At 65.6% G+C, this 11,088-nt stretch carries 12 protein-coding genes; 6 read left to right on the forward strand and 6 right to left on the reverse strand.

The window, feature by feature from the left end; translation table 11 throughout:
- Positions 1-88: 88 nt before the first annotated feature.
- Positions 89-1,105 carry a hypothetical protein gene (locus ACIO9J_RS43820; protein ID WP_402011672.1) on the reverse strand — a complete coding sequence of 339 codons (1,017 nt, stop codon included), beginning with the start codon at positions 1,103-1,105 and terminating at the stop codon, positions 89-91.
- Positions 1,102-2,949 (reverse strand): hypothetical protein, encoded by a 1,848-nt coding sequence (locus ACIO9J_RS43825; protein WP_402011675.1) that lies wholly within the window; start codon positions 2,947-2,949, stop codon positions 1,102-1,104. The genes ACIO9J_RS43820 and ACIO9J_RS43825 overlap by 4 nt, the downstream gene beginning before the upstream one ends.
- A 225-nt stretch (positions 2,950-3,174) precedes the next feature.
- Here ACIO9J_RS43825 and ACIO9J_RS43830 point away from each other — a divergent pair, with 225 nt between their 5' ends.
- The gene (locus tag ACIO9J_RS43830) at positions 3,175-4,071 is read left to right on the forward strand and encodes a restriction endonuclease (RefSeq protein ID WP_402011678.1); all 897 of its coding nucleotides are present in this window, start codon (positions 3,175-3,177) and stop codon (positions 4,069-4,071) included.
- Between the two features lie 142 nt (positions 4,072-4,213).
- The gene (locus ACIO9J_RS43835; RefSeq protein ID WP_402011681.1) at positions 4,214-4,372 is read left to right on the forward strand and encodes a hypothetical protein; all 159 of its coding nucleotides are present in this window, start codon (positions 4,214-4,216) and stop codon (positions 4,370-4,372) included.
- A gap of 517 nt (positions 4,373-4,889) precedes the next feature.
- Here the strand turns inward: ACIO9J_RS43835 and ACIO9J_RS43840 are convergent.
- Complete coding sequence (locus ACIO9J_RS43840) at positions 4,890-5,192, reverse strand: hypothetical protein (RefSeq protein ID WP_402011683.1); 303 nt, start codon at positions 5,190-5,192, stop codon at positions 4,890-4,892.
- A 209-nt stretch (positions 5,193-5,401) separates the two neighbouring features.
- Between ACIO9J_RS43840 and ACIO9J_RS43845 the strand changes: the two genes are divergently transcribed.
- The 3 genes from ACIO9J_RS43845 to ACIO9J_RS43855 all read left to right on the forward strand — a co-directional run bounded on the left by ACIO9J_RS43845 (position 5,402) and on the right by ACIO9J_RS43855 (position 7,156).
- On the forward strand, positions 5,402-5,650 hold the full coding sequence (locus ACIO9J_RS43845) for a hypothetical protein (protein ID WP_402011686.1): 249 nt from the start codon (positions 5,402-5,404) through the stop codon (positions 5,648-5,650).
- A gap of 166 nt (positions 5,651-5,816) precedes the next feature.
- Positions 5,817-6,356, forward strand: coding sequence for a hypothetical protein (locus ACIO9J_RS43850; protein WP_402011689.1), 540 nt, complete (start codon positions 5,817-5,819; stop codon positions 6,354-6,356).
- Between the two features lie 20 nt (positions 6,357-6,376).
- Positions 6,377-7,156, forward strand: a complete 780-nt coding sequence (locus ACIO9J_RS43855; RefSeq protein WP_402011692.1) for a hypothetical protein — start codon at positions 6,377-6,379, stop codon at positions 7,154-7,156.
- A 59-nt stretch (positions 7,157-7,215) separates the two neighbouring features.
- Here ACIO9J_RS43855 and ACIO9J_RS43860 read toward each other — a convergent pair whose 3' ends face one another.
- From ACIO9J_RS43860 to ACIO9J_RS43870, 3 genes are all read right to left on the reverse strand, one after another.
- Positions 7,216-8,367, reverse strand: coding sequence for an IS30 family transposase (locus ACIO9J_RS43860; RefSeq protein ID WP_402011706.1), 1,152 nt, complete (start codon positions 8,365-8,367; stop codon positions 7,216-7,218).
- Positions 8,368-8,525: 158 nt separating this feature from the next.
- The gene (locus ACIO9J_RS43865) at positions 8,526-8,852 is read right to left on the reverse strand and encodes a hypothetical protein (protein ID WP_402011695.1); all 327 of its coding nucleotides are present in this window, start codon (positions 8,850-8,852) and stop codon (positions 8,526-8,528) included.
- Between the two features lie 11 nt (positions 8,853-8,863).
- Positions 8,864-9,331, reverse strand: a complete 468-nt coding sequence (locus ACIO9J_RS43870) for a hypothetical protein (RefSeq protein ID WP_402011697.1) — start codon at positions 9,329-9,331, stop codon at positions 8,864-8,866.
- Between the two features lie 594 nt (positions 9,332-9,925).
- Here ACIO9J_RS43870 and ACIO9J_RS43875 point away from each other — a divergent pair.
- Positions 9,926-11,047: an IS630 family transposase gene (locus tag ACIO9J_RS43875; protein ID WP_402011700.1), complete on the forward strand. Its 1,122-nt coding sequence runs from the start codon at positions 9,926-9,928 to the stop codon at positions 11,045-11,047.
- The last annotated feature ends 41 nt before the right edge of the window (positions 11,048-11,088 follow it).

Raw genomic sequence — 11,088 nt, forward strand, 5'->3', positions numbered from 1 at the left:
AGCGCCCCCACGCCGAGGATCAGTCTACCGACAGTGGCACCAACCAAGGCATCAACTCATGCGCAGCAAGGCAGCCCCATGACCGAATTCACTCTTCGGCAACCAGCCTCGCATAGTAGTTCCGCATCTCGTAATCATCCTCTTGCCCGCAGGCATCACAAACGTCTTCCCCACGATTGTTCGGCTGGAACAGCCTGGGACACTGCCGACATTCGACGAGACCTTCAAACTCTTCACTACAGTTGAAACACAGGTCCACAGGGGAACTCGGGTCATATGCAGTGATGACGTCACGAACGAGAGCTTCAGATTCGCAACCAGGGCAGATCTGAGGCGCGACGAACCCACCTTGCAAGGACGCAACTTGGGCTGCAGCATCCTCTAACCAATCGATCCCGCAGAAATGACATCGGTTCGCATCTCCGTCAACGAGCAACGCGAATAGGCAGCAGGTGGAGCACACAACAACCCTGGGCGAGTACTCATCGAGCTCACTACGCAGCCGCTTCATCCGTTTAGCGACGAAAGACTTGACGTCAGCAAGGCCAATGCGAATGTGATCCATGTATTGCTTGTCAATTCGAACCAACTCGGCCGCATCGAAGGTGCCCAGTAACTGCTCGTCAAGGAACACTTTAAGGAAGTCCAGCACCGCTGCAGCTTGCGCCTCCGTTGCAGGACCGCTAGCCGCCAACCCATAGTGCTGCAGCGCGTTGCGCGTCTTAGCTAGCCCATTGAGCACCTTGACATCTTTATCCTTCAGGTGGACTCCCACGATATCCCGTAGGCGGTCTATCGCCTCGGACGTGCCACAGCTCTCGAAGTCCCCAGACTCAAACCTACTCCGCACTGCAACACCAGGGTTTCTAAAGACCAGACTCCAGTGCTCTTGCTGAAGCCGCGCCTTAAGCAGAACCTCAACTGCGGCCTGGAGATGCAGGACCGCATACTTAAGATCCCGCGCGCTGACCTTCTCCCCTGACTTCTTTACTAGGTGGCCGACCACACTACGCAGGTAGTCGAGCCCATTCTCGATGGGCGGGAACCGCACATCGCTGCCGGGTTGCTCGACATCAGGGCCGACCCATACCCCGTTCTGTGTCATGCCTCATGGTCGCTCCTCCCCTGCTCATCGGGAAGCGTTTTTCGAGCGTCGGGCATCTCAAGATCCGCTTCAGGAAGCCTGAGATAAGCGCGGACTGCAGCGTTGTCACCGGTGGCGTCGGCAAGGCGAGCGGCAGCGTCGAAGGCTCGGGCCTGGATCCGCTCAATCTCCCGCTGTGCGTCGTCGATCGGGTACCCCGCATCGATCAACATGCGCACGCCGGTCTCCACCGACAGGACGCCAGCTCCGACCCCCTTGACCACCTCGTCCAGGACGGCGGCGCGGTCGGTTGGGGTGTGCGGCCCCCACATGAGGCGAGCGGGCAGCGACTCGCCCGCGGGCCAGCCCTCGGCGTGCCCGGCCTGGTGGAGACGTTGCACCATGCGCAGCAGGACGGCGTACTTGTGGGTCCGGGCCAGGCGCATCGCGGCCACGAGCGAGTCCAGCGGCCCGAGCGCGAGTTGCAGAGCGTAGCCGGACGGCAGGGCGGTCGGGTCGAGGGTGCCGAGTCCGGCGGCCGTGAGACGGCTGTTCGCGGCGATCCGGTCGAGGATGTGGTCGACCCGGGCTCGCAGTTCGGCGAGCTGGGCGGAGGTGTCCAAGACGTCCATGCGGCCGTTGTCGTTAAGCTGCCACACAGTTCCGGCCCGAACCTTGACGGGCAGGGGCTGGCCGGTGGCCCGGTCGATAGGTAGGCGCGCCCCAGCGAGGCCAATGATCGGCGATCCGGTGGTTGCGGAGGCGCCGGAGCTGTCGGTGTCGGTGGTGGACAGCTCGTCCAAGGCCTGAAGGACGGTGGCGACGATGGGCTTGCCCCAGTGCTCGCCGCTGGACGGGATGGAGTTGGTGACGTGGACGAGGGGAGTGAAGTCCACCATCAGGTCGAGGCGGTCGAGGACTTCACCGTCCGACCGCACCCGGTAGGTGGCCTTGTGCATGGGCAGGTCGTAGAGAAAGTCGGCGTACTTGAGGTCGTCCAGCTCCCATTCGGCGTCGGTGAGGTAGCACGTCCACCGGGTCGGTCGGCCGGAAGCCCACGGGTAGGTGCGGGTGATCACTCCTGTCTCACTGTCGAGAGAGTCACCCTTGCTCAGGACCGGCTCTCCGTCCTCGGCGTAGACGTGCTCGCGTACAGAGGTGCCGTCCTTCGCCGTGCTGCCTCGGGTGGCGGGGGCGATCGGCCCGAGTTCATACGTGATCCGGCGGAGCCGGGCTTTCAGGCCGCGCTGCTTGTCCTCTGGCAGCTCCCACGCCAGGAGGACACGCATGGGGAACTCGGCACCGTCCTGCTCCCCGTCCTCGGGCCATTCGGGGAAGTACAGGCCCGGATCCCAGGTCCTCAGTAGGACGCGGCCCTTCGCCGGTTCCCAGGCGAGGCTGTAGAGCGCGTCGCCCAGCAAGATCGCGGTCCGCTCCGCCTGCTGGATACGCAGCGGCAGGAGTTCCTTCTCCGCCCAGGCCCTCAACTTGTCCTGGACCGACAGCGCCATGGCGGCCTCGACCGTCGGTTCGTCGTCGGCGTGCTCCGCGCCCGCGACCGAGATGGTCTGCTCGGAGCCGAGGAGATAACCGAGGGCGGTGTCGACCAGCTTCGAGGCGTCACCGAGTTCGCGCCGCTCGGTTCCAGCTTCGTCATCTCCGGTGATTGCGGCGACCTGGCCAGCCTGGTTGGAGTCGTACGCGGCCAGCAGGCGGTAGGCAGCGAGGCGCCGAAGATCCTCGTCGGGGACCCACGACGAGGTGAGCTCCGCCCAGGCGTTGCGGCCCGGTCGGCGCGGGTCGGCCATGACTGGCTTGTAGTCCAGCCAGCTCCAGACGTCGGTGATCAGCTCGCGTAGGCCCACGGCGCCCCTCCAGGCAGTCGCCCCCGCGCCGCATGGACAGCCTACGTGGGCGATGCACAATCCCAGATCTTCATAACGTATACATAACATCTACGAGAGAGGGTGTGAGTCGACTGCACTTATAAGTGCAGGTAAGCGCCCTGCGGTGGCTTCAGGACCGGGAGAAGTCACCTCTTGAAGCGCGGTGACTCGGCTAGCCTCGCGGCAGGGAGGTGAGCGGTGACCATGGACGAGCTGGTGGTAGGCGAAGCGGTGAGGCGGGGCGATTTGCACGCGCGCTTCGGCGGGACCCCTCAAGGCGCAATCTCACCATCGTCGCGGTCGCAGATGGTGATGCTCTTCGTCGCCGAGCAACCCGTCCTTAACGGCTTCACCGGATGGGGCGACGACGGGGTCTTCCATTTCGCAGGCGCTGGCATGCATGGCGACCAGGAGATGACGCGAGGGAACCTCGCACTGCTGCGCCATAAGGAGCAGGGGCGCGCGGTGCATCTGTTTCACCAGCTCCACATGCCATCGGCCTACCAAGGTCGGGTCTACCGACATCTGGGGCGCTTCGAGATCGACTCGAACCGGCCCTACTACCGTGCGGACGCCCCAGACTCTTATGGCGACATGCGGACCGTTCTTGTCTTCCGCCTACGACCTGTCGACGCCGCGCTCTCTGACGGGCCACGCCTGCCGGTCACTCCGCTGACCGAGACGCGTATCACCAAGGCGCCGGAACGCGCTATCACCCCCGAGCGTCGGCAACCCCAGGTGTCCGGGGGTGCCATCGTCCAACGGCTGACTGCGGAATACGCCAGCCACCTCAGCGGTCTCGGTCATGAGGTTGTCTCCCCACGCGTGCGTGTGAAGGGCGAAACGTCGGTCGCTCAGATCGACCTCTTGGACGTCACCGAGAACCGGCTGATCGAGGTCAAGCACAGCGCAGCTCGGCAAGTAGTCCGAACGGCGATCGGCGCCCTCATGGATTACCGCCGCTTCTTCCATCCAACTCCCACCCTCACGCTGCTCCTACCGTCGGAGCCGAGGGAGGACCTGCTCGACCTATGCGCGTCTTTGTGCATCGAGGTCGTATGGCCGAGCCCCGAAGGAGGCTTCGTATCGACTCATGACTGACGGCTGAGGCAACAGGCGCACGCCAATGCGCCGCCGCCTCAGCCGCCGCTTGGTTACCACAGGGGTCCTAGTCGCTGTGAGTAACCGTTGCCCGTGTCCAGCAAGGAACAGGAGCTCCTCCAGTATGTGCGACAACACCGCCATGACCGAAGTCAGCAACCGACATGACCCCACCGCGGCCCGTATCTACGGCCTCGCCCTGGTGGCCGGCGTCCTGCTGATCCTCTTCGGGAACATCAACCCGGTCGAGGCCGCCGGGTTCGTCACCCCGTTCCTGGTCATGTTCGAGCAGCGCCGATAGCTCAACGCGACGGCCGCCCATCGCGGGCGGCCGTCGCCCGGCGGATACGCACCGATCAGTGCGCGGTGAGACCGTTCCGGCTTCGGCCACGGCATCGCCGTAGCCGGGTACGCCCGGAGGCGGGAAGGATGAGCAGGCGGCTACGAATCCGGCCCGGTCTCCGGCAGTCTCGCGCAGGACCCGCCATGCGTCTTCTGATGGTATGGCCCCCGGCGACGACGACACCGCTTGCCTGGTCGACGGCAGCGTGTGAGATGACGGCTGTCTTCAGCTGGTCGATCTGCACGAGCAGCCGGGCGTGCTCGGCGGCGAGTTCGGCGGCAGACAACAGCGTTAAGGGCTTGGTGGGGTGCAGGGCGAAGAAGGCCATCGGACCTCTGATGTCGAGTAAGGGCACGGTGCGCTGACCAGAGCCTGCCCCGGCCCGAGCGGGCCACGCCCCCCGTTGAAGTGCGGCAGATCGCCGCACGCGAGTGACGGGAGTGGTGGGGTATTTCGCTGCTGCGGGGCCTGTTGGTCAGTTGTAACTCACCCGCAGGGAGTCGATCTGGTCCCATCCTCGGGCGGCCAGCCGGTCCTGCAGGTTCAGTTCGGGGCTGGCGAGTACGCGCAGGTGCTGGGGTGGGGGCAGGCTGCGTGCGAGGGCGACGAGGGTCTCCAGGACGCTGTTGGCGAGGTAGGTGACCCGCCTGAGGTCCACGGTGACCTCATCCGTGACCGAGCCGCGTTCGGACACCGCGACGACCAGAGGAGTCTTGTGGGTGCCGAGGGTCTCGCCGTACAGGCGCACGCCGACCGCGTCGGAAAGCGGTGTGATCAAGAGCAGGTCATCTGCGTAGAAGCCGCGCATCGTCGGTCCCTAAGGCAATGCACCACCGCTGGGGGAGCGAAGACGAAGGGGAGCCAACTCGACGTCACGGCGGTGCCTCTGAAGCGGGCTCAGAGTCCCGCGAAGGCTGCCGCTGGCGTGAGGGCCCTCCTCGGGCCTGCGAGGTCGCCGGAACCGTACCGCAGCCAGCGGAGGCGACCATGGCCTGGGTCGACAAGGAACAGGTCCCCGCCCTCGAGCAGGACTGGCGCTACACGCGGCTCCTCAACCTCACTCGGCGGCTTCTGGAGGACCGGATGCGCGCATGCGGCAACTGCTGCGACGGGCAGATCACCGTGCGGGATGACGACGGGAGCGAAACCACCGTCGACTGCGACGCATGCGGCGGCACCGGCGAGGTCGGAGCGCTCGCTGACAATGAGGACGACAGGCAAGCCGGCGGGCGGTAGGAGGCTTGTGAGTAGTCCATGCCTGTTCGGCGGCTAGATGGCCGCCCTCCCTCGGCGCGGGCTGGCAGCCGTAGCCGAGACGTCGAGCCATACCAAACCAGGGCAGTTCAGTAGATGGCTTAAAAGGAACTATAAAGCTCATTTTGCTCACTTTAACGTCCGCCCCATGCGACGCCACCTCATACACATAGCCACAGCAGCCACCACAGCCGCAGCTGTCCTCTTCGCCGCGGCCCCGGCCGACGCCTCCATCCACAAGAGCAAGCCCAAATCGTGGAAATGCGACTTCGACCAGGCATGCACGAAGAACACCCGCAGCGGGCCTGGATCGGCGAAGGTGTACCGCTGGTTCCTCGCGGACTTCACGCACACCCTGATCCGCGTGGGCAACCGCAAGTATGGGCTCGAGCACATCAAGCGCGGCGGCTCAACCGGCAACAAGGCCAACCACCCCTACAACGGCTACGCGATGAGCCTGTGGGACAAGGCGCTCAACAACAACGCCAAGGGCAGCGTGGGCAGCATCAACGGAGTGTCCACCACCCACACCCACAAGTACGGGCGCGGGAAGAAGAAGCGCACCATGTGCGTAGTCACGATGGACCGCAACCTCAAGCATGAGGGCAAGAGCTATGGCAAGACGGGCATCTGGACCGCCTACTGGGTCAAGGGACACGTAGGCTGGAAGGGCTGCAAGAAGGGCTGAACGGGGCAGGGGAGCGCAGAGTGAATCCATGGCAAGAAGGCGACCGGGTCGTCTCCACCGTCCCCACCGACAATCCGGGCGACCTCGTCGGCCAAGTGGTCATGGTCACCGCCCACGACGACATCCTGGTCGACTTCGAGGACAGCAGCGGCGGCTACGCCCCCGGGGAACTCGCCCCCGCCCCGGACGTCCCGGACGCGAAGACCTGGCTGGACACCCCCTACCGGCGCCTTAAAGAAGGGTGCAAGCAGCCGGTCACCGCCACACCCGAGGAAGTCCAGGCCATCGCTTTCACCGCCCAGAGCGCCGACCAAGTGCACGCCACAGGGCCTCAAGGGCACCGCCTGCGCCTCCTCGACATCAGCGAACGCATCGCCGACTTCGCCCCGCCCGCCCCGCCCACCTCGCCCGCAGGCAACTGGTACGATCCCGCGAACCCGCCGCCCGCCGCAGCGCCCGCGCACGCACATCTCGCCTGGGCCCTGAAACAGATGGCGCGCTTCGCCGGCGCCCAAGGCGACCTACCCCTACTTCGCGGCTGCGAGACCACCTCAGCCAACGACACAGCCGACCTGCTGATGTCCTATCAGACCCGCAACTGGCGGGTACGTCTGCCTTTGATCTGGCCCGAGCCCGGCGACTACACAATCGGCCCCTTGTACAACCTCGCCTTCCACCTCTACGACCTGTTCACCGACGGCCACACCCTCGAAGGAACTCCACCCCGACGTCGCCGCCCCGGCGCCCCCTACGCGGACGGCAACGTCATTCACCCCTACGGCGCCCCCGCCAAGCAATAACCGCCCACAGCCCCCGCTCCCCCACCAGGCGCATTCCAAGGGGCGTCGCAACACACTGATCAACTGGCTGTCGCCAGGAGCTTAGCGAGACGCTCGGCTGGGGTTTCCCAGCCGAGCGTTTTGCGTGGTCGGCTGTTCAGCTCGGCGGCAACGGCGTCCAGCTCCTCGCGGGTGTGCTGGGACAGGTCAGTTCCCTTAGGGAAGTACTGCCGCAGCAACCCGTTCGTGTTCTCGTTCGATCCTCGCTGCCATGGACTGCCGGGGTTGCAGAAGTAGACCGGCATGTCCGCTGCGGTGGAGAAGAGGTGGTGGCCGGCCATCTCGTTGCCTTGGTCCCATGTGAGGGATCGCCGCATGTGTGGCGGCAGTTGTCCGATGGTCTTGGCGAGCGCCGAGTGGAAGTGCTCTGCTCTGTGTCCCTCGGGCAGGTGCACCAGCATGGTGAAGCGGGTCGTCCGTTCGACGAGTGTGCCGATGGCGGAGCGGTGGCCGGCTCCGATGATGCAGTCGCCCTCCCAGTGTCCCGGGACGGCGCGATCGGCGGCTTCGGCGGGCCGGTCGCTGATCATCACCATGGGTGCCAGGAAGCGGGGCTGGCGCTTGCTGGACTGCCGGTGCGGCTTGCGCATCGTCCGTCCTGTGCGCAGCGCACGGGTCAGTTCCCGGCGCAGTTCACCACGGCCCTGGACGTAGAGAGCCTGGTAGATCGTCTCGTGGACCACGTGCATCTCCGGCCGGTCGGGGAAGCTCCTGCGCAGAGCGTGGCAGATCTGCTCGGGGCTCCACCGCCTGGTGAGCCGGTCCTGGATGAAGTCCCGCAGTACCGGGTTCTGCCCGATCTTGCCGGGCTTGGGTCGCGGCCTGCGGCGGTCGGCGCGGCGCTGAGCTGCATAGGGCCGGTAGTAGGTGCGGCCGTCGGGCAGAACGGTGCGGTTGCGGCATATCTCCCTGCTGATCGTCGAGGGGCTTCGGCCCAGCTCGGCGGCGATGGCGCGGATGGTTGCCTTCTCGCGCACGCGGTCGGCTATGTGGATCCGCTCGGTCTCCGACAGGAAACGCGACGAAGCGCCCGAGATCACCCGCGCACATCGCGCAGGTGATCTCGGGCGCTTCTTGCGTCCCTCGGGCCGGCCGTTGCGCCACTCGCGACCGGTCCGAGGGTTGATTCCGACAAGCTTGCTCGCCTCTTTGTTGCCGTAGCCCAGCTTCATGAGCCGGAAGTATTCCTCGCGCTCCTGGCTCAGCTTGCTCCCGGAGTGCTGCTTGCCGGACCGAATCTCGAAGGACATCGCATCCCCTGAACTGGGGTGTTGCAACGACCACTAGAACGGAAGCCACCGGGCGGGGGCGCTGTGACTCCGCTACTCGATTATTCGATACGCTCGCCGAGCTTGGCCAACTGCCGCTCTGAGCCCTTCATGTGCCACCACTCAAACAAGCGGATGCGAAACGCTGACGCCACGCTTCGGACCACATCGTGCGGCGGGTGGCCGTCGAAAATAGCCATCTCAGAGCTATCGCCTTCAAGGCGCACTCGCCAGCGTTGTCCGTGCGCCGTCAGAACGAAAATGACCATGAAACGACGGCCATGCTCCAGCACCTCAAGGCCGACTACGTCCAGCTCTGCGCTGCCGTCGTTGAGCCGCCCCATCAAGTGCGGAGCGAGAAGGTCGCGAACACCTTCTGCTGATGGCATGAGGTCCTCTCCTAGCAAGCAGACGAAGCGAGACTGGAAGGCTTGTACGCGGTCACAACGCCCTGCGGCTTGATGCGGTGATCCCGCCCATAAGGCCCCGGGTTTGTCACGACCTTGAACAGCGTCCGCGGCGGGCAGCCCACGAACTTGCGCTCGTAGGTGAGCTCCCCCGGCTCGTCGACCGTGATGGTACCGCTCCAGACCGTTTGGCTGATCTTCTTGCCGAAGTTGCTGCTCCACCGGCCCCGCTTCACCAGGTGCTTGTAGCCCCATGTATTCGTGCCGCAGCGCAGCGGCACCATCGTCGGGCCGCGGTAGTACTTCTTGACGATCGTCTTCGCGGGCTTTCCCGTGCAAGCGTTACTGGCAACCCCCGCCACGGTCTGCGGAGCAGTCCATGCGGCGGCCGGCTCAGCGGCTAGTGGCAGTGCGAAGCATGCTGTCGAAATCCCGAAGGCAATAGTCTTTGCGAACTTCAACTTGTTCCCCCTCGAAGGTCGTTACTGCATGCATGTGTCTATCAGGGCTGAGTTGCAACACAGCCCTGAAGTGCACCTTGCTGACCTGATCTCGATCAACAACCGACCGGCACGCCATCAGGCCGCAAAGGCTTGACTGTGCAAGCGCAGCAAATCACCGCATGGTGGCGCACATAAGGCGCCGCCAGACCAGTGCAAGCTCGCCTGCCATTGCATCGGCGGCACCCTCATCAAGATCGTTGGCCGTCGGCCCTCTCGCCGACTGAACCCACGGGAGCAACTGCGACCGACTGGAACCCGCCCCCGCCCGTCGACACGCTGCGCCTCACCACATCCGACACCGCCTATGCGCTCACCGCGGCCACCACGCACCACCCCGAACAGGCCGCGGACCTCGCAGGATGGGCTGCCCGCATACACCAGCGGTGCCGCAGGAATCGTAAGTTCACCGGCCGCCTCTGCGACTGCACGTGCCACCACTGACGATGTCGAGTCGCGCTGTGCTCGCTAGTGCTCTGACCGGGAAGGTTCGCCGGGTTGTTGGTTAGGGCGGTTGGATGGGCGGTGACGTCCGTTCCGACCGCTGGAGGTGCGGTGGCCGAGCCTGTCCGTGTGCGCAGACTGACCGACCAGGAAGGGCGGAAACTGCAGCAGATCGTGCGCCGGGGCAGTACCAACTCGGTGCGCTACCGGCGCGCGTTAATGCTGCTGGCCTCGGCCGGCGGGAACCGGGTCCCCGTGATCGCCCAGCTGGTGCAAGGCGACGAGGACACCGTCCGGGACGTGATCCACCGTTTCAACGAGATCGGCCTGGCCTGCCTGGACCCTCGGTGGGCGGGAGGCCGTCCCCGCCAGCTCAGCCCTGACGACGAGGACTTCGTCATCCAGACGGCCATCACCCGCCCGACCAAGCTCGGCCAGCCCTTCACCCGCTGGTCCCTGCGCAAGCTCGTCGCCTACCTGCGTAAAGTCCATGGCCACGTGATCCGGATCGGCCGCGAGGCGTTACGCTGCCTGCTCGCCCGCCGCGGTGTGACCTTCCAGTGCACGAAGACGTGGAAGGAGTCCCCGGACCCCGACCGCGAGGCGAAGCTGGACCGGATCGAGGAGGTCCTCGACCGCTTCCCCGACCGGGTCTTCGCCTTCGACGAGTTCGGCCCGCTCGGAATCCGTCCCACCGCGGGCTCGGGCTGGGCCGAGCAGAAGCGTCCCCACCGGCTGCCCGCCACCTACCACCGCACTCACGGCGTGCGGTACTTCCACGGCTGCTACTCGGTCGGCGACGACACCCTGTGGGGCGTCAACCGCCGCAGAAAGGGTGCCGCCAGCACGCTGGCCGCGCTGAAGTCGATCCGTGCCGCCCGGCCCGACGGCGCCCCGATCTACGTGATCCTGGACAACCTGTCCGCCCACAAAGGCGCCGACATCCGCCGCTGGGCGGGGAAGAACAAGGTCGAGCTGTGCTTCACCCCGACCTACGCCTCCTGGGCGAACCCCATCGAGGCCCACTTCGGACCGCTGCGGCAGTTCACCGTCGCCAACTCCCATCACTCCAACCACACCGTCCAGACACGGGCCCTGCACGCCTACCTGCGCTGGCGCAACGCCAACGCCCGCCACCGTGACGTCCTGGCCGCCGAGCGCAAGGAACGCTCCCGCGTTCGCAGCGAGAAAGGCATCCGCTGGGGCGGACGTCCCCTCAAGACCGCAGCGTGAGCGCACTTCCTAACCCAGTGCGGGGCTCCTCGTGAAAGGCT

The organism is Streptomyces sp. NPDC087300 (assembly GCF_044744425.1).
GTDB lineage: Bacteria > Actinomycetota > Actinomycetes > Streptomycetales > Streptomycetaceae > Streptomyces.

Coding starts and splice junctions, on each gene's coding strand:
- ACIO9J_RS43850 (WP_402011689.1), top strand. CDS start 5,817: ATGCGACGCCACCTCATACACATAGCCACAGCAGCCACCACAGCCGCA.
- ACIO9J_RS43820 (WP_402011672.1), bottom strand. CDS start 1,105: ATGACACAGAACGGGGTATGGGTCGGCCCTGATGTCGAGCAACCCGGC.
- ACIO9J_RS43860 (WP_402011706.1), bottom strand. CDS start 8,367: ATGAAGCTGGGCTACGGCAACAAAGAGGCGAGCAAGCTTGTCGGAATC.
- ACIO9J_RS43835 (WP_402011681.1), top strand. CDS start 4,214: ATGACCGAAGTCAGCAACCGACATGACCCCACCGCGGCCCGTATCTAC.
- ACIO9J_RS43845 (WP_402011686.1), top strand. CDS start 5,402: ATGGCCTGGGTCGACAAGGAACAGGTCCCCGCCCTCGAGCAGGACTGG.
- ACIO9J_RS43865 (WP_402011695.1), bottom strand. CDS start 8,852: ATGCCATCAGCAGAAGGTGTTCGCGACCTTCTCGCTCCGCACTTGATG.
- ACIO9J_RS43830 (WP_402011678.1), top strand. CDS start 3,175: ATGGACGAGCTGGTGGTAGGCGAAGCGGTGAGGCGGGGCGATTTGCAC.